Origin of the sequence: Streptomyces aquilus, assembly GCF_003955715.1 — a bacterium.
In the GTDB taxonomy this organism is placed as follows: Bacteria; Actinomycetota; Actinomycetes; order Streptomycetales; family Streptomycetaceae; genus Streptomyces; species Streptomyces aquilus.
Genome location: NZ_CP034463.1, coordinates 7,786,162 through 7,804,570 on the forward strand (window position 1 = coordinate 7,786,162; position 18,409 = coordinate 7,804,570).

Sequence of the window (18,409 nt, forward strand, 5' to 3'; positions counted from 1 at the left end):
CAATCCGAACGAGGAGAAGTTCTTCATCGGCGGCATCATAGGCACGCCGCTCAAGATCTGTCAGTAAATAGTCCGCCCGTGCTCGTCCGGGACCCCCGACTTCCGGAAGAAGTAGCTGTTGATCTGGTCCCGCCACTCCCGCGCACTGCGCAGCTGCTCCTCGAACCGCTCGGCCACCCGCGCATGCCGCACCGGATCGACGACCCCGGCCAGCGCGTCCCACCGCCGCCGGGCCTCCGCCACCTCGTCCACGCCCTCGAAGTGCGTGTCGTAGATGTGCTGGACCACGGTCTTCCCGCTCTTCAGCACGTGCCCGTACGGCACATGATGGAAGAACAGCAGCAGCTCGTCGGGGCAGGACGCGACCGTCTCGTACACCTCGGCCCACCGTTTGCCGTACTGCCCCGCGTACCCGGTGCCGGACGCCACACTGCGATCCACGCCCACGCCGTCCCGGTCAGCGAAGTGGTAGGTCCCCCACGGGCTGTACTCGTAGCCGTCCACGCTCGGCCCGTAGTGATGCCCCGGCTGCACCATGAAGCCCACTCCGAGGGGAGCGGTGTACTTCTCGTACGTCCGCCACGAACCCGCCATGACCGCGCGCACGCCCGCCGTGGCGTCCGCCCCGAAGGTGAGCCCGATCCACTCGTCGAGGATGCCCCCGGCGTCCGCGTCCGGCCGCCAGGCCAGCCGCCCGAAGGTGTAGAGATTGGCCTGCGCCAGCGGATGCCCGGTCCAGAACGGGTCGTCGCCGACGTTCGACACGGCGACGAGTCCGCCGCGCGCCAACTCCCCGACGGGCGACCCCTCTTCCGGCTCGAACCGCAGCACCTCGCTCCACATCGGCCCCAGCCAGCACACATGCCGCTGCTGCCCGGTGTACTCCTGCGTGGCCTGCAACTCCACCGCGAGCCGCGTCCCCGGCATCGCACCGATCAGCGGCGACACGGGTTCCCGTACCTGGAAGTCCATCGGCCCGTGCTTCACCTGGAGCACGGCGTTCGCCGCGAACTCCCCGTCCAGCGGCGTGAAATGGTCGTACGCGGCCCGCGCCCGGTCGGTCGTGCGGTCCCGCCAGTCCTGGTGGTGGTCGTAGACGAACGCCCGCCAGTGCACGGTGCCGCCGTACGGCTCCAGCGCGGCGGCCAGCAGGTTGGCCCCGTCGGCGTGACTGCGGCCGTACGCGAACGGGCCGGGCTGACCCTCCGAGTCGGCCTTCACCACGTACCCGCCGAAGTCGGGGATCGCCTCGTGGACCCGCGCGGTCGCCGCCGCCCACCACCTCCGCACCTCCGGATCGAGCGGATCGGCGGTGGCGAGCCCGCCGAGCACGATCGGCGCCGCGAAGGTGACCGACAGATGGGTCCGGATGCCGTACGCCCTGAACACCCCTGCCAGTGCGGCGACTTCACTGATCCGGTCGGTCAGCAGCCGCGCCTCGGCCTCGTGCACATTGACGTTGTTCACGGCCACGGCGTTGATCCCGCAGGACGCCAGCAGCCTGCCGTACGCGGCCACCCGGTCCAGATCGCCGCGCGCCCGCCCGTCCTCCCAGAACAGCGAGCCGCCCGCGTAGCCCCGCTCCACCTGGCCCATGACCGGGTGCACGGCCACGTTGTCCCAGTGGTCCAGCATGCGCAGTCCCACCGCCGGACGATGGGTCTCCCGCACCGGTTCGCCGAGGAACGCCTCCTCGCCGAGCCGGACGGCATGGAAGAAGCCGTACAGCAGCCCGCGCGCGCCGGACGCGGTGACGGTGGCCCGTCCGTCGCCGCGTTCGTAGGTGAACCCCTCGGCGTCGTCGGGGCTGAAGGAGTCGTCGAGCTCCAACAGCAGGTCATACGGCCCGGGTTCGCGCGAGACACCGCCCCCGTACCGCGCGCACGCGGCCACCAACTCGCCGTGCACCGTGTCCACCAGGAGACCCGAGCCGCGGAGCACCGTCCGCCGGGTGCCGATCGGCCGGAACACCCCGTCCGGCAGCCAGGCCGGATCGACACCCTGCATGATTCCTCCAACGATCCTGCTCAGCCGAGCAGTTCGAGTTCCGACACCACCGCCTCACCGTCGAGAACCAGGCGGTACTTCCCGTACGTACCCGGAGACCCCACGGTGAACGCCCGTGTCTGCCGGTCCCAGGCGAAGGACTCCCCGGACCGCCGGTCGAGGGTCTCCCACGTGGTGCCGTCGTCCGACCCCTGGAGCGTCCAGCCGGTCGGCGTCTTCGTGCGGTCCCCGGCCGAAGTCACCGTGTACTGCACGCCCTTGACCGGTCCGGACACCGGAAGGTCCACCGAGGTCACGGAGGCCTCGGTCGCCGACGTGTCGTCGAACAGCGCCCCTTCGCCCTTCAGCACATCGCTCCGCGGGCTCGGCACCTCGTCGTCCCGCGTGATCGACACGGGCGCCGAGTCCTTGCCCCACGTCGACGGCCGCGGACCCATGTCGAAGTCGAGCACCGCCCCCTTCGCGAGCAGCGTGTGCGGGAGCGAAGTCGACGACCAGGAACGCCCGTTGACCCGCAGGCCCTGGACGTACACGTTCCGGGCGCTGTTCTTCGGCGCCCGCACCACCAGGTCCCTGCCGTTCTCCAGGTGGACGGTCGCCTTGGTGAACAGCGGTGACCCGACGGCGTATTCGCCGCTCCCCATCACCAGCGGGTAGAAGCCCAGCGCGGAGAACAGGTACCAGGCCGACTGCTCGCCGTTGTCCTCGTCGCCGTGGTAGCCCTGCCCGATGTCGCTGCCGACGTACAGCCGGGACAGCACCTCGCGGACGTCGCGCTGGGTCTTCCACGGCTGACCGGCCGCGTCGTACATGTAGGTCACGTGGTGGGCGACCTGGTTGGAGTGCCCGTACATGCCCATCCGCACGTCCCGCGCCTCGGTCATCTCGTGGATGACCCCGCCGTAGGAGCCGACGAAGTCGGGGGAGGCGGTCTCCGGGGTGGCGAAGTACGTGTCGAGCTTGTCCGCCAACCCCGCTCGGCCGCCGTACAGGTTGGCGAGTCCGCGGGAGTCCTGCGGGGCGGTGAAGGCGTACCCGTATCCGTTGGTCTCGGTGTAGTCGTACCCCCAGACCCGCGGGTCGTACGCCGAGGACTCCACACGCCAGTTCCCGGTACGGTCCCGGCCCTGGAAGAAGCCGGCCTTCGGGTCGAAGAGGTTCACATAGCCCCGCGCCCGGTTGAGGAAGTACGCGGACTCCTCGGCGTACCGCCGCTCACCCGTCTTCTCGTACAGCGCCCGGCCCATCCGCGCGATGCCGTAGTCGTTGAGGTAGCCCTCCAGCGCCCAGGACAGGCCTTCGTGCGTCTCGGTGCTCGTGTAGCCGAGGAAGGGCGAGGTCTCCATGCCCTTGCGGCCCACGCCCGACATCGGCGGCACGACCGTGGCGTTCTTCACGGCCGCGTCGTACGCCGCCTCGGCGTCGAAGTCGACGCCCTTGACGTAGGCGTCGGCGAAGGCGACGTCCGAGGAGGTGCCGGTCATCAGGTCGGCGTAGCCGGGGGAGGACCAGCGCGAGGTCCAGCCGCCGTCCTTGTACTGCTGCACGAACCCGTCGACCAGCTCACCCGCCTGACTGGGCGTCAGAAGTGAGTACGCCGGCCAGGTGGTCCGGTACGTGTCCCAGAAGCCGTTGTTGACGTACACCTTGCCGTCGACGATCTTCGCGCCGGTGTGCGTCGGGGTGTCGGGTCCCGGCATGGGCGAGAAGGGGGAGGCGTACTTGTCCTCCGAACCCACCTTCTCGAAGCCCGAGTTGGGGTACAGATACAGCCGGTACAGGCTGGAGTACAGGGTCGTCAGCTGGTCCGGCGTCGCGCCCTCGACCTCCACCCTGCCGAGCAGCCGGTCCCACTGCCGCTGCGCCCGGTCCCGTACGGTCTCGAAGGCGGTACCGTCCGGGATCTCCTGGCGCAGGTTGTCCTTCGCCTGGTCGAGGCTGATGAGCGAGGTCGCCAGCCGCAGCGTGACCGTCGGGGCGTCGAACCGCAGGTATCCCTTCACCCCCTGCGAGGCACCCTCCTTCACCGGCCGGTCGAAGACGCCGTAGACGAAGAGCCGCGTCGCGCCCGTGGACAGCCCGGACTTCACGTCCGAGTAGCCGGTGATCACCCCCGCCGCCTTGTCGAGCGTCAGCCCCGCCTGATCGGTGACGTTGTCGAAGAGGACGCTCGCGTCGTCGCCCGGGTAGCTGAAGCGGAGCACCGCCGCGTGGTCGGTCGGCGCCATCTCCGCCTTCACGCCGTTCTCGAACCGCACCCCGTAGTAGTAGGGCCGCGCGGTCTCGTTCTCGTGCCGGAAGGCCAGCTCCCGCGCCTCCCGGCCGGTGTCCGGGACGCCGGCCGCCGCCGACGGCATCACCTGGAAGGTCTGCCGGTCACCCATCCAGGGGCTCGGCTCATGACTCGCGCTGAACGCCTGGATCGTCGGCAGGTTGTCGTCGTTGTTGCCCCGCGCGTAGTCGTACAGCCAGCTCAGCGAGCCCGCGTTGGTCACCGGGGTCCAGAAGTTGAAGCCGTGCGGCACGGCCGTCGCCGGGAAGTTGTTGCCGCGCGAGAAGCCGCCGCTGGAGTTGGTGCCGCGGGTCGTCAGCGCGTAGTCGGACAGATGGGCCTTCGGCCGCTCCGGCGCGACCGGCTCGATCCGCACGTCGTCCAGCCAGCCACGGAACCTCGCCGGCCCGCGCGGGGAGTCGTACGCCACCAGGATCCGGTCGACGGTCTTCCCGGCCGCGACCGACCCGATCCGCGAGGCCACGCTGTTCCACTGGTTGACGTACAGCACCTTCGCGGCCCCCTGGGCCTGCGGCGACAGCCCGAACCCGTGCTGGTCCGTCGCCCCGAGCCCGCTCAGATAGGTGCCGTCGGTGAAGGCCAGGTCCACCGCCACGTTCGTGGCGTCGTAGTCCCGGTCGCCGTCCGCCATCGACGGGAAGACGCGGTAGGACAGCCGGGTGTCCGGGCGGACGGCGACATTCACGTCGTAGACCTTGTTGTACGAGTACGCCCGCCCGTCCGCCGTGTGCCGCCCCGCGTACCGCAGCGCCCGCCGGCCGGTGAACCCGGCGCGTGCCTTCGCCGTCGGCGAGCCGCTCGGGCCGCGGTCGACCAGCGAGAGCATGTCCTGCGGGACCGGCCCGGCGCCGCCGCCCGTGGACAGCTGCACGTCGGCGAGCTGGAGGATGCCCTCGGCGCCGTTGTTGGCCGTGATCTCCAGGCGGAAGTGCGCGTACTCCGCCGGCTCCGGGAGGTCGTACGACTTTGTCTCGAACCGTTCGTCGAACGTCTCTCCGGCGCGGGTGTCGAGGGTCTTCCAGTCCTTGCCGTCCGTCGAGCCCTGAAGGGTCCAGTCCCTCGGGTCCCGCTCGGCGTAGTCGTTGGCCGAGGTGAGGGCGTATGTGGCGATGCGGTAGGGCTTGTCGAGGTCGAACTCGGCCCAGCCGGTGGGGGCGAAGGTCAGCCATTTGGTGACCGCCTCGCCGTCGGCGAGGTTCTCCTTCACCTCGCCGCCGCCCGTGTTCTCGGCGCTCGCGCGGACGTCCGTGACGTGGTCGGTGACATTGCCCGGGATGCCGCTGCCGTAGCCGCCGTCGACACCGGAGGCACGCTCCGGGGTGCTCAGCCAGTCCGGTGCGGGGTCGTCCGCCTCGAAGGAGGAGGCGAATGCCCGGTCGGCGGCAGCCGGGGCCTCCGGCAGGGCGGCGGCCTGATGGCCGGCCGCCAGAACGAGAGCCACCGCTGTGACCATGGTCGAACACCGTCTGTGCCGCATGGACCCACACGCTCCCTGCATGTCGTGGACAACGTTGTCGACTTCGATGCGCAAGGATCAGTTGTGGTCCAAGTGGTGAACGATGTCAAGGGTGTTGGGTGTGGCGTTCAGGCGCATAATCGGTGGTTTTTCCATCGCTCGGTGCACAGCCCGCACATATTTCCGGGAGGTCTCAACTCGGAAAAGACCCATGGCCAACCTTGCATTCGATCTTGCTCCGCTGGCGGGAAGTGGACTATACCTGTCGGCACTTCACTGATCCGTGCAACCGCACGTTCGCACTTCCTGCACGACCCAGCGTGACCCGATCGCGGTGCCCGGCGAGGATCCGGTTCACCGCCTGAGTCCTGGAGAAGGCGAGGACTTGAGCATGGGATCCACTTCCGCCGAGAACGACAAAGGCTCCGTCGGCCGCCGTGATCTGATCAAGCGGTCCGCCGCACTCGGTCTGATCACCGTCCCCACGATGAGTTTCCTGTCCGCGTGTGCCAGCGGTGGCGGGGACGACGACTCCGGCAACGACACCCCCAAGGGCAAGACCACCAAGGACAACCCCTTCGGTGCCGAGAAGGGCAGCAAGCTCGACGTCGTCATCTTCAAGGGCGGCTACGGCGACAACTACGCCAAGGTGTGGGAGGCCGACTTCCAGAAGAAGCTCGGCATCACCTCCTCCCACACCGGGACGCAGGAGATCACCGGCAAGCTCCAGCCCCGCTTCAACGCGGGCACCCCGCCGGACATCGTGGACGACTCCGGCGCCCAGCAGATCAAGGTCGACGTCCTCAACAAGAACGGCCAGCTCCTCGACCTCGCCGAGGTGCTGGACGCCCCGTCGGTCGACGACCCCTCCAAGAAGGTCCGCGACACCCTGATCCCCGGCACCCTCGACCCGGGCACGTTCGAGGGCAAGGTCGTCGCCCTCAACTACATCTACACGGTCTGGGGCCTGTGGTACTCGGGCAAGCTCTTCAAGGAGAAGGGCTGGGAGGAGCCCAAGACCTGGGACGACTTCCTCGCCATCTGCACCGACGCCAAGAAGCAGGGCATCGGCGGCCTGGCCCACCAGGGCAAGTACCCGTACTACATCAACGTGGCCATCATGGACCTGATCGCCAAGACCGGTGGTCTGGACGCCATGAAGGCGATCGACAACCTCGACCCCAAGGCCTTCGTCGGCTCCGACGCGGCCCAGGCGGGCGTCGAGGCGATCTACGAGGTCGTGGAGAAGGGCCTGTTGATGCCCGGCACCAACGGCCTGACCCACACCGAGTCGCAGACCCGCTGGAACCAGTACAAGGCCGTGTTCATCACCAGCGGCTCCTGGCTGGAGAACGAGCAGCTCAAGACGACCCCGGCGGACTTCGACATGAAGTTCCTGCCGATGCCGCTGCTGCCCGACAGCAAGCTGCCCTTCGAGGCGATCCGGGCCGGTGCCGGCGAGCCCTTCATCATCCCGAACAAGGCGAAGAACCTCGCCGGGGCCAAGGAGTTCATGCGGCGCATGCTCTCCAAGGAGTGGTCGACGCAGTTCGCCAAGGAGGCCAACTCGCTGACCATCCTCAAGGACGGCGTGGACAGCGGCGTCCAGCTGCGCCCGGGGACCCAGTCCACGGTCGAGGCGTCCAAGGCGGCGGGTGACAACACCTTCCGCTACCTGTACGTCGACTGGTACAGCGAGATGGGAGCGGCGATCGAGGCCGCCTCCAACGAGCTGATGGCCAAGCGCATCCAGCCCAAGGAGTGGCTCAAGCGCGCCCAGGCCGCGGTCGACAAGCAGGCCAAGGACCCGGCCTCCAAGAAGAACCACCGGGACTGACCAACGCCGTTCCCCGGGCCGGAACCACTCCGGCCCGGGGAAGGACATCAGGGGCAGGGAACGCCAATGCGCAAAGGGCAGCACAGGTTCGTCGCGGGATTTCTGTTCGTCCCCGTGGCGCTCTATCTGATCTTCGTGATCTGGCCGTACATCCAGACGTTCGGCTATTCGCTGACCGACTGGAAGGGACAGTCGCAGACCTTCAAGTTCGTCGGCCTGGACAACTACAAGGCGCTGTTCGACGACGACGTCTTCATGCAGGCGATCTGGCACAACATCCTGTTCCTGATCTTCATCCCGGCGATCACGATCCTGCTCGCCCTGTTCTTCGCGTTCATGCTGAACGCGGGCGGGCGCAGCCGGGCCGGCGGGGTCTCGGGTGTCGCCGGATCGTCGTTCTACAAAATCGTCTACTTCTTTCCGCAGGTGCTGTCACTGGCGATCGTCGCGGTGCTTTTCAACGCCGTGTACCGCAGTGACGGCGGCGGTCTCCTCAACGGCGTCCTGATCAAACTCGGACTGGTCGACGCCCAGAATCCGATGGAATGGCTGAACGAGCCGAAACTGGTGCTGTGGATGCTGATGATCGCCGTGGTCTGGCACGGCGTCGGCTTCTACCTGGTGCTGTTCTCCGCCGCCATGCAGTCCATCCCGAAGGACATCTACGAGGCCGCCCTGATCGACGGCGCCGGCCGCAACCAGTCCTTCTTCCGCATCACCCTGCCGCTGCTCTGGGAGAGCGTGCAGACCGCCTGGGTGTACCTGGGCATCGTCGCGATGGACATGTTCGTCCTCGTCTCCTCGATGACCCAGAACATGGGCGCCTACGGCGGCGGTCCCGATCACAAGAGCGACGTGATGTCGACGGTGATGATGCGCAACTTCCAGTACTTCGGCAAGAGCGGATACGCCTGCGCCATGGGCGTCGTCATGCTGCTGCTCACCCTGGTCCTGTCCGTGGTCATGCTGCGCGCCACCCGCCGCGACCGCGTCGAGTTCTGAGCGGGAGAGATACGACGATGAGCGCACCCATCAAGGAGACGGCGGACGCCCCCGTGCGGCGGCCCGTGGCCAAGACCCCGGCCCGCCCCGGCGACGAACGCAGCGAGGGCGTGGTCCTGAACGTCTTCTCGCACGGCTTCCTCGCCCTGTGGGCCCTGCTGATCATCCTGCCCCTGCTCTGGCTCGTCCTGAGCTCCTTCAAGACCGACGGCCAGATCGGCGGCTCGGCCTTCGGCTGGCCGCAGAACTGGTCGCTGGACGTCTTCGGACGGGCCTGGGACAAGGGGATCGGCGACTACTTCCTGAACACCGTCATCGTGCTGGTCTTCTCGGTGCCGCTGACGATGCTGTTCGGCTCGATGGCGGCCTACGTGCTGGCCCGCTACGAGTTCTGGGGCAACCGGTTCCTGTACTACTTCTTCGTGGCCGGCGCGATGTTCCCGGTGTTCCTGGCCCTCGTCCCGCTGTTCTTCATGGTCAAACGGCTGGACATGCTGAACACCTACCAGGGGCTGATCCTGGTGTACGTCGCCTACTCGATGCCGTTCACGGTCTTCTTCATGCACGCCTTCTTCCGGACCCTGCCCACGGCCGTCTTCGAGGCGGCGATCCTGGACGGTGCCTCGCACAGCCGCACCTTCTTCCAGGTGATGCTGCCGATGGCGAAGCCGGGTCTGGTCAGCGTCGGCATCTTCAACACCCTCGGCCAGTGGAACCAGTTCATCCTGCCGACGGTCCTCATGCAGCCGCAGAGCGGTGACGATCCCGAGCGCTACGTCCTCACCCAGGGCCTCATCCAGCTCCAGCAGCAACAGGGGTACGCCTCCGACCTCCCGGTGCTTTTCGCCGGTGTGACCATCGCGATGATCCCGATGCTGGTCGTCTATCTGTCCTTCCAGCGCCAGGTGCAGGCGGGCCTTACGTCCGCGACCTTGAAGTAGCGCTCCGAGAGCGCCCGTGAGCGCACCGTCCCCGCCCCTGGTGACGGTGCGCCGAGGCGTGTCCACAGGCCCGGAAACTGTTCAACCTCTTGACGGGAGGCGACCCGAACGGCTCAGCTTAGAGTTCACTAGTTGGACATAGACGGGGCCTCATCGATGCGGTCCCGCGCGCAGGAGGTCGTCGTGGAGACTCCGGGGTCGCAGTCGTCGCTGCACCGAGCCAACCTGGAACGGGTCGTCCGGGCCGTCCGGCTGGCCGGGTCGCTCACCCAGGCGGAGATCGCACGGACCACGGGTCTGTCCGCGGCCACCGTCTCCAACATCGTCCGGGAGCTCAAGGACGGCGGAACCGTCGAGGTCACGCCCACGTCGGCGGGTGGCAGGCGGGCCCGCAGCGTCTCGCTCAGCGGCGACGCCGGCATCGTCATCGGCGTCGACTTCGGCCATACGCACCTACGGGTCGCCGTCGGCAATCTGGCCCACCAGGTGCTGGCCGAGGAGTCCGAGCCGCTGGACGTGGACGCCTCCTCCACGCAGGGCTTCGACCGGGCCGAAGAGCTGGTCAACCGCCTGATCGCAGCAACGGGCGTGGACCGTTCGAAGATCGCCGGCGTGGGCCTCGGCGTCCCCGGCCCGATCGACCTGGAGTCCGGCTCGCTGGGCTCCTCCGCGATCCTGCCGGGCTGGATCGGCACCAAGCCCGCCGAGGAGCTGGGAGGCCGCCTGGGCGTCCCCGTGCACGTCGACAACGACGCCAACCTGGGTGCCCTCGGCGAGATGGTCTGGGGCAGCGGCAGAGGCGTCAGAGACCTGGCGTACATCAAGGTCGCGAGCGGTGTCGGCGCCGGTCTGGTCATCGACGGCAAGATCTACCGGGGCCCGGGTGGCACAGCGGGAGAAATCGGGCATATTACTCTTGATGAATCCGGACCGGTCTGCCGCTGTGGAAACCGGGGCTGCCTGGAGACCTTCGCGGCCGCGCGCTATGTGCTGCCGCTCCTCCAGTCCAGTCACGGCACGGACCTGACGATGGAAGGCGTCGTGCGGCTGGCCAGGGACGGAGACCCTGGCTGCCGTCGGGTGATCGCCGACGTCGGCCGCCATATCGGCAGTGGAGTGGCCAATCTCTGCAATCTCCTGAACCCGAGCAGGGTGGTCCTCGGTGGTGATCTCGCCGAGGCGGGCGAGCTGGTTCTCGGGCCCATCAGGGAGTCCGTCAGCCGCTACGCCATTCCCAGCGCGGCACGTCAACTCACCGTTCTCCCCGGGGCACTTGGAGGCCGTGCGGAGGTGCTCGGAGCACTCGCCCTCGCGCTCAGCGAGATGGGTGATTCGACCCTTTTGGACGGCACGCTGCACTCAGCGGCTCCTGCCTTCACTTAGAGAACGAAACCCGCCGTTGCCAACCCGTTAAGTATTTACTTCTTGACGTCGCACGTGTGGCCGAGTTGACTTCCAGCCACCTCGGCCGCAACGACGCGGCCTCGTCAGGGAGGTTTCTGAAGTGAACACGCTTATGCGTCGTGCGGCTGTCCCCGTTCTGGTCTCGGCCCTCGCCCTCACGGCCGCCGCTTGCGGCAAGGCCGGCGACGACAACGACTCCGACAGCGGCAGCAGCAGCGGCTCCGGCAACAAGTCGATCGGCCTGCTCCTGCCCGACAGCGTCACCACGCGGTACGAGCAGTTCGACAAGCCGCTGTTCGAGGCAAAGGTCAAGGAGCTGTGCTCCGACTGTTCCGTCTCCTACGCGAACGCCGGAGCGGACGCGGCCAAGCAGGCCCAGCAGGTCAGCACCATGGTCACCAAGGGCGTCAAGGTCATCGCGATCTCCGCCCAGGACTCGGCCGCCATCAAGTCCTCGATCGACGCCGCGGTCAAGAAGGGCGTCAAGGTCATCGCGTACGACCGTCTGGCCCAGGGCCCGGTCTCCGCGTACGTCTCCTTCGACAACGAGAAGGTCGGCCAGCTCCAGGGCCAGGCCCTGCTCGACTCGCTCGGCTCCAAGGCGACCCCGAAGGCCAAGGTCGTCATGATCAACGGTGACGACGCCGACCCGAACGCCGCGCTGTTCAAGAAGGGCGCCCACAGCGTCCTCGACGGCAAGGTCGACATCGCCTACGAGCAGTCCGGCCTGTGGAAGGACTCGATCGCCGCGCAGAAGATGAAGGCGGCCATCACCCAGCTGGGCGCCAAGAACATCGCGGGCGTCTACGCCGCCAACGACGGCATGGCCGGTGGTATCGCCACCACCCTCAAGGGCGCCGGCATCTCCGGCATCCCGCTGACGGGCCAGGACGCCGAGCTCGCCGGTATCCAGCGCATCGTCGCCGGCACCCAGTCCAGCACGGTCTACAAGGCCTTCAAGCCCGAGGCCGACGCCGCCGCCCAGCTCGCGGTCAACCTGGTCGAGGGCAAGAGCATCGACGACCTCGCCACCACGACCATGACCAACGGCTCCGGCAACAAGGTCCCGTCGCAGCTGCTGACCCCGGTCTCCGTCACCGTGAAGAACATCAACGACACGGTGGTCAAGGACAAGCTGTACACCGTCGACCAGATCTGCACCTCGGCCTACGCCGCCGCGTGCAAGAAGGCCGGCCTGCAGTAACCCACCGCCTTCGGGGGCGTGCCTGAGCCACGGCACGCCCCGTCGGCAGGTACCAGCCCCTCCGGCGCCCACCCCGCCTCCATACCCCGCTGCGGGGCGGGCGCCGGACGGAAACATCGTGTGCGCGCCCGTTGCCAACTCGGCCGGACTGCGCGCAAGTTCATCTAGTAAATCGTGCTTCGAGCACATCCTCCGCGCCTTACCCCAAGCGCGGCATCCCCGCCGGTCAGGCGGCGAAGGAGATGGTTCACGTGTCCGCTACGCCCGTGCTGGCGTTGCGCGGAGTCTCCAAGCGATTCGGTGCGGTGCAGGCACTCACCGACGTCGAACTGGAGGTCCACGCCGGAGAAGTGGTCGCCCTGGTGGGCGACAACGGCGCAGGAAAGTCCACGCTGGTCAAGACGATCGCCGGTGTCCACCCCATCGATGAGGGCGTCATCGAGTGGGACGGCAAGCCGGTCAGCATCAACCGGCCGCACGACGCCCAGGGACTCGGCGTCGCGACGGTCTACCAGGACCTCGCGCTGTGCGACAACCTCGATGTCGTCGGCAACCTCTACCTCGGACGCGAGCTGCTGCACCGCGGCGTCATCGACGAGGTCACGATGGAGCAGAAGGCCCGCGAGCTGCTCTCCACGCTCTCCATCCGCATCCCGAGCGTCCGCATCCCGATCGCGAGCCTCTCCGGTGGCCAGCGTCAGGTCGTCGCCATCGCGCGCGCCCTCATCGGTGACCCCAAGGTCGTCATCCTCGACGAGCCCACCGCCGCCCTCGGTGTCGAGCAGACCGCGCAGGTCCTCGACCTCGTCGAGCGGCTGCGCGAGCGCAACCTCGGTGTCATCCTCATCAGCCACAACATGGCCGACGTGAAGGCTGTCGCCGACACCGTCGCCGTGCTGCGCCTGGGTAAGAACAACGGTTCCTTCTCCGTGAAGGACACCACCCACGAAGAGATCATCGCCGCCATCACGGGCGCCACGGACAACGCCGTGACCCGTCGTGCGGGGCGTCGCAGCGCGGAGGCGGCAAAGTGAGCGACACGTCGAAGGTAGAGAAGACGGACGGCGTGGTCGAGGAACAGACCACGGTCGCCCCCGCCGACGACCCCACGGCCGCTCCGGTCTCGGTCGTCGACCCGCGCCTGCTGATCCGTGAAGAGGGTCTCAAGGGCTACTGGACCGAGTTCAAGCGCAAGGTGAAGGGCGGTGAGCTCGGCTCGCTGCCGGTGGTCGTCGGCCTCATCGTCATCTGGACGATCTTCCAGGTGAAGAACGACCTGTTCCTGAGCGCGGACAACCTGTCCAACATCAGCTACTTCATGGCCGCCACCGGCATGCTCTCCATCGGCCTGGTGTTCGTGCTGCTGCTCGGCGAGATCGACCTGTCGGTCGGTTCGGTCAGCGGTCTGGCGTCCACGGTCTTCGCGGTGTTCGTGGTCAACCACGGCATGGGCCAGTGGCTGGCCCTGATCCTCGCCGTGGTGACCGGTGTCGCCATCGGCGCCCTGCACGGCTGGTTCTTCGCCAAGATCGGCGTCCCGGCGTTCGTCGTGACCCTGGCCGGCTTCCTCGGCTGGAACGGTCTGATGCTGTGGCTGCTCGGCGACAGCGGCACGATCAACATCCCGTCCGACAGCGGCCCCGTCCAGCTGCTCGGCCAGAGCTCGTTCTTCATGGACCAGGCCATCGTCGGCGCCTACCTCCTGGCCGGCCTCGCCGTCGCGTCCATGCTGATCGGCTCCTTCATGGACCAGCGCCGCCGCAAGGCCGCGGGGGTGCCGTTCCGGCCGACCAGCGAGATCCTGATCCGCGTCGGTGCGCTCGCCGTGGCGGCCTTCGCCACCGCGGTCGTGCTGAACAACGCCGCCGGTGTCTCCAACGCGCTGGTGATCTTCCTCGCCTCGCTGGTGATCGTGGACTTCGTGCTGCGTCGTACGACGTACGGCCGCAAGGTCTTCGCGGTCGGCGGCGGCATCGAGGCGGCCCGTCGTGCCGGTATCAACGTGCCGATGATCCGCATCACCGTGTTCGCGATCTCCGGCGGCTTCGCGGCCATCGGCGGCATGTTCTTCGCCGGTCAGACGGCGTCGGCGACGCTGAACGCCGGTGGCGGCAACACGCTGATGCTCGCCATCGCGGCGGCCGTCATCGGTGGTACGTCGCTGTTCGGCGGTCGCGGCAACGTGTGGTCGGCCCTGCTCGGCATGCTCGTCATCCAGTCGATCCAGACCGGCCTCGACCTGCTGAACATGAACACGTCGATCCAGTACATGATCACCGGTGGCGTTCTGCTCGGCGCGGTCGTCATCGACTCGGTGTCGCGCCGGTCCCAGAAGGCCGCCGGACGCGGCTAGCACGTCCGAGAACGGCCCGGCGCTGAAAACACAGCGCCGGGCCGTTTTCATGTCGTACGAACGACGGATCGTGGGTACAGCCGATCGCGTGACGTATGACGCACCTCCCGAGCACCGTCCGCAAAGGCGGAACATTAGACTCGACAAGCCCGGCAACAGCTCTACTGCAAGGAGGCACGGGTGCCGCTGCTGACCCGCATCAGGGGACCGCGCGATCTGGACCGGCTCAGCCTGGAGCAGCTGGACCAGCTGGCAGAGGAGATCCGGACCTTCCTCGTCGACGCCGTCTCCAAGACCGGCGGCCACCTCGGCCCGAACCTCGGCGTGGTCGAGCTCACCATCGCCCTGCACCGTGTCTTCGACTCCCCGAAGGACAAGGTGCTCTGGGACACCGGACACCAGTCCTACGTCCACAAGCTGCTCACCGGCCGGCAGGACTTCTCCCGGCTGAAGATGAAGGGCGGCCTGTCCGGCTACCCCTCGCAGGCCGAGTCCGAGCACGACGTCATCGAGAACAGCCACGCCTCGACCGTCCTCGGCTGGGCCGACGGCCTCGCGAAGGCCAACCAGATCCAGCAACGCGACGACCACGTGGTCGCCGTGATCGGTGACGGTGCCCTCACCGGCGGCATGGCCTGGGAGGCGCTGAACAACATCGCCGACGCCAAGGACCGCCCGCTGGTCATCGTCGTCAACGACAACGAGCGCTCCTACGCGCCCACCATCGGCGGCCTCGCCAACCACCTGGCGACCCTGCGCACCACCGACGGCTACGAGCGCTTCCTGGCCCGCGGCAAGGACCTCCTGGAGCGCACCCCGGTCGTCGGCAAGCCCCTCTACGAGACCCTGCACGGCGCCAAGAAGGGCCTGAAGGACTTCATCGCCCCGCAGGGCATGTTCGAGGACCTCGGCCTGAAGTACGTCGGCCCCATCGACGGCCACGACATCGAGGCCATGGAGTCCGCGCTGGCCCGCGCCAAGCGCTTCGGCGGCCCGGTCATCGTCCACGTCCTCACCGAGAAGGGCCGCGGCTACCAGCCCGCCCTCCAGGACGAGGCCGACCGCTTCCACGGCATCGGCCCCATCCACCCCGACACCGGCCTGCCGGTCAAGGCCTCCGGCGCCGACTGGACCTCCGTCTTCGGCGACGAGATGGTGCAGCTCGGCAAGGAGCGCAAGGACATCGTGGCCATCACGGCGGCGATGCTCCAGCCGGTCGGCCTGAAGAAGTTCGCGGACGCCTTCCCGGACCGGATCTACGACGTCGGCATCGCCGAGCAGCACGGCGCGGTGTCCGCCGCGGGCCTGGCCCACGGCGGCCTGCACCCCGTCTTCGCCGTCTACGCCACCTTCCTCAACCGCGCCTTCGACCAGGTCCTCATGGACGTCGCCCTGCACCAGTGCGGCGTGACCTTCGTCCTGGACCGCGCGGGCGTCACCGGCACCGACGGCGCCTCCCACAACGGCATGTGGGACATGTCGATCCTCCAGGTCGTCCCGGGCCTGCGCCTGGCCGCCCCGCGCGACGCCGACCAGGTCCGCAAGCAGCTGCGGGAGGCCGTCGCGGTCGACGACGCGCCGACCGTGGTCCGCTTCTCGAAGGGCGCCGTGGGCCCGGCCGTACCCGCCGTGGGACGCGTCGGCGGCATGGACGTCCTGCGCGAGCCCGGCACCGACACCCCGGACGTGCTCCTGGTCTCCGTGGGCGCCCTCGCCCCCATGTGCCTGGAGATCGCCTCGCTCCTCGACAAGCAGGGCATCACCACCACCGTCGTCGACCCGCGCTGGGTCAAGCCGGTGGACGAGGCCATGGCCCCGCTCGCCGAACGCCACCGCGTGGTCGTCACGGTCGAGGACAACTCCCGCGTCGGCGGCGTCGGTTCGGCGATCGCCCAGGCGCTGCGCGACGCCGGCGTCGACGTCCCGCTGCGTGACTTCGGCATCCCGCCGCGCTTCCTCGACCACGCCTCGCGCGCCGAGGTGATGGCGGAGATCGGCCTGACCGCCCCGGACATCGCCCGCCAGGTCACCGGCCTGGTCTCGAAGCTGGACGGCAAGTACAGCGGCGCGACGGCGCAGGAGCCGGAGCCCGCGCGCGACTGACACGCCTGAATGGGCCGGTCGTACCACCGTCAAGGGTGGTACGACCGGCCCATTTGCGTGAATCCCCACGCGCCGGGGCATACGCAGTACGCCCCCTCTCGATCATGTCGAGGACGACACAGCGTGGGAGGTACGCCCGTGAGCAGCACACTCTTCCGGACGAAGAGAGTCGAGCAGTCCATTGCCGACACCGAGGAGCCAGAGCACGCGCTGAAGAAATCCCTCTCCGCGCTGGATCTGACCGTCTTCGGCGTCGGCGTCATCATCGGCACCGGCATCTTCGTCCTGACCGGCACGGTCGCCAAGAACAACGCCGGACCGGCGGTCGCCCTGGCCTTCGTCGTCGCCGGCGTCGTCTGCGCGCTCGCCGCGCTCTGCTACGCCGAGTTCGCCTCCACGGTCCCGGTGGCGGGATCGGCGTACACGTTCTCGTACGCCTCCTTGGGCGAACTCCCCGCCTGGATCATCGGCTGGGACCTGGTCCTGGAGTTCGCGCTCGGCACGGCGGTGGTCGCCGTCGGCTGGTCCGGCTACATCGCCTCGCTCCTCGACAACGCGGGCTGGCATCTGCCGGAGGCGCTCAGCGGCCGGGACGGCGCCGACGGCTTCGGCTTCGACATCCTCGCGGCGGCGCTCGTCCTCGTGTTGACCGGCATCCTGGTGCTCGGCACGAAGCTCTCCGCGCGCGTGACGTCGATCGTCGTGGCCGTCAAGGTGACGGTGGTCCTCGTCGTCATCATCGCGGGCGCCTTCTTCATCAAGGGCGACAACTACGACCCGTTCATCCCCAAGTCCCAGCCGGTGGAGGCGGGCGGCGACCTGCAAGCCCCGCTCATCCAGCTGATGTTCGGCTGGGCGCCGTCCAACTTCGGCGTCATGGGCATCTTCACGGCGGCGTCCGTCGTCTTCTTCGCCTTCATCGGCTTCGACGTGGTGGCGACGGCGGCGGAGGAGACGAGGAACCCGCAACGCGACATGCCGAGAGGCATCCTCGGCTCCCTGCTCATCTGCACGACGCTCTACGTGGCCGTGTCGATCGTCGTCACCGGCATGCAGAAGTACACCGACCTGTCGGTCACGGCCCCGCTGGCCGACGCCTTCAAGGCCATCGGACACCCCTGGTACGCGGGCTTCATCAGCTTCGGCGCGGCGGTGGGCCTGACGACGGTCTGCATGATCCTCCTGCTGGGCCAGACCCGCGTCTTCTTCGCGATGAGCCGCGACGGCCTGCTGCCCCGGTTCTTCTCCCACGTCCACCCGCGGTTCAAGACCCCGCACCGTCCGACCATCCTGCTCGGCGTGATCATCGCGATCGTCGCCGGCTTCACCCCGCTGAGCGAACTCGCCGAACTGGTCAACATCGGCACCCTGTTCGCGTTCGTGGTCGTGGCGATCGGCGTCATCATCCTCCGCCGCACCCGCCCCGACCTGCCCCGCTCCTTCCGCACCCCGTGGGTCCCGGTCCTGCCGATCCTGTCGGTGCTGGCGTCACTGTGGCTGATGCTCAACCTGCCGACGGAGACGTGGCTGCGGTTCGCGGGGTGGATGGTGCTCGGGTTCCTCGTGTACTTCCTGTACGGGCGGTCGCACAGCCGGCTGGCTCGGGGGGAGGAGACGGGGGTGGGACAGGGGGTGAAGCCGCCGAACGGCAGCCCGGAGTAACCGCCTCCCACAGTCTGTCGCCCGGCCCCGCACGACGCGTTCCGACGCCTTGTGCGGGGCCGCGATACGTTGGGTGTCTTGCCCTATCCTGGTGCGAATCGACTGTTGTCGTAGGGAAGTTGACATTCGCCCGACGTTCAGGGCGAC

At 68.2% G+C, this 18,409-nt stretch carries 11 protein-coding genes; 9 read left to right on the top strand and 2 right to left on the bottom strand.

All coding sequences use genetic code 11. From position 1 onward, the window contains the following. Window positions 1–60 precede the first annotated feature (60 nt). Together EJC51_RS35860 and EJC51_RS35865 are read right to left on the bottom strand one after the other, a co-directional pair. Entirely contained in the window at window positions 61–2,007 is a 1,947-nt protein-coding gene (locus EJC51_RS35860; protein ID WP_126274843.1) for an alpha-glucuronidase, read from the bottom strand. A 20-nt stretch (window positions 2,008–2,027) separates the two neighbouring features. Next, window positions 2,028–5,777 carry a GH92 family glycosyl hydrolase gene (locus tag EJC51_RS35865; RefSeq protein ID WP_126274844.1) on the bottom strand — a complete coding sequence of 1,250 codons (3,750 nt, stop codon included), beginning with the start codon at window positions 5,775–5,777 and terminating at the stop codon, window positions 2,028–2,030. Window positions 5,778–6,147: 370 nt separating this feature from the next. Here EJC51_RS35865 and ngcE point away from each other — a divergent pair, with 370 nt between their 5' ends. The 9 genes from ngcE to EJC51_RS35910 all read left to right on the top strand — a co-directional run bounded on the left by ngcE (window position 6,148) and on the right by EJC51_RS35910 (window position 18,262). Next, window positions 6,148–7,593, top strand: a complete 1,446-nt coding sequence (ngcE, locus tag EJC51_RS35870; protein ID WP_126274845.1) for an N-acetylglucosamine/diacetylchitobiose ABC transporter substrate-binding protein — start codon at window positions 6,148–6,150, stop codon at window positions 7,591–7,593. A 66-nt stretch (window positions 7,594–7,659) separates the two neighbouring features. Beyond that, on the top strand, window positions 7,660–8,595 hold the full coding sequence (locus EJC51_RS35875) for a carbohydrate ABC transporter permease (RefSeq protein WP_126274846.1): 936 nt from the start codon (window positions 7,660–7,662) through the stop codon (window positions 8,593–8,595). Between the two features lie 17 nt (window positions 8,596–8,612). Then, complete coding sequence (locus EJC51_RS35880; protein ID WP_126274847.1) at window positions 8,613–9,536, top strand: carbohydrate ABC transporter permease; 924 nt, start codon at window positions 8,613–8,615, stop codon at window positions 9,534–9,536. Window positions 9,537–9,719: 183 nt separating this feature from the next. Next, window positions 9,720–10,919, top strand: coding sequence for an ROK family transcriptional regulator (locus EJC51_RS35885; RefSeq protein WP_097274654.1), 1,200 nt, complete (start codon window positions 9,720–9,722; stop codon window positions 10,917–10,919). 133 nt (window positions 10,920–11,052) lie between these two features. Then, a complete protein-coding gene (locus EJC51_RS35890) occupies window positions 11,053–12,144 on the top strand; it encodes a sugar ABC transporter substrate-binding protein (RefSeq protein ID WP_126277264.1) in 1,092 nt (363 codons plus the stop codon). A 242-nt stretch (window positions 12,145–12,386) separates the two neighbouring features. Next, a complete protein-coding gene (locus EJC51_RS35895; RefSeq protein ID WP_126274848.1) occupies window positions 12,387–13,178 on the top strand; it encodes an ATP-binding cassette domain-containing protein in 792 nt (263 codons plus the stop codon). Further along, on the top strand, window positions 13,175–14,497 hold the full coding sequence (locus EJC51_RS35900) for a sugar ABC transporter permease (protein WP_126274849.1): 1,323 nt from the start codon (window positions 13,175–13,177) through the stop codon (window positions 14,495–14,497). The genes EJC51_RS35895 and EJC51_RS35900 overlap by 4 nt, the downstream gene beginning before the upstream one ends. A 180-nt stretch (window positions 14,498–14,677) precedes the next feature. Continuing rightward, the gene (dxs, locus tag EJC51_RS35905; RefSeq protein WP_126274850.1) at window positions 14,678–16,600 is read left to right on the top strand and encodes a 1-deoxy-D-xylulose-5-phosphate synthase; all 1,923 of its coding nucleotides are present in this window, start codon (window positions 14,678–14,680) and stop codon (window positions 16,598–16,600) included. Window positions 16,601–16,738: 138 nt separating this feature from the next. Next, the gene (locus tag EJC51_RS35910; protein ID WP_126274851.1) at window positions 16,739–18,262 is read left to right on the top strand and encodes an amino acid permease; all 1,524 of its coding nucleotides are present in this window, start codon (window positions 16,739–16,741) and stop codon (window positions 18,260–18,262) included. Window positions 18,263–18,409 lie beyond the last annotated feature (147 nt).

Bases quoted from the DNA above. Each gene is read 5' to 3' on its own strand.
- EJC51_RS35895 (WP_126274848.1), top strand. From the start codon at position 12,387: ATGGTTCACGTGTCCGCTACGCCCGTGCTGGCGTTGCGCGGAGTCTCC.
- EJC51_RS35875 (WP_126274846.1), top strand. From the start codon at position 7,660: ATGCGCAAAGGGCAGCACAGGTTCGTCGCGGGATTTCTGTTCGTCCCC.
- ngcE (WP_126274845.1), top strand. From the start codon at position 6,148: ATGGGATCCACTTCCGCCGAGAACGACAAAGGCTCCGTCGGCCGCCGT.
- EJC51_RS35860 (WP_126274843.1), bottom strand. From the start codon at position 2,007: ATGCAGGGTGTCGATCCGGCCTGGCTGCCGGACGGGGTGTTCCGGCCG.
- EJC51_RS35890 (WP_126277264.1), top strand. From the start codon at position 11,053: ATGCGTCGTGCGGCTGTCCCCGTTCTGGTCTCGGCCCTCGCCCTCACG.
- EJC51_RS35880 (WP_126274847.1), top strand. From the start codon at position 8,613: ATGAGCGCACCCATCAAGGAGACGGCGGACGCCCCCGTGCGGCGGCCC.
- EJC51_RS35865 (WP_126274844.1), bottom strand. From the start codon at position 5,777: ATGCGGCACAGACGGTGTTCGACCATGGTCACAGCGGTGGCTCTCGTT.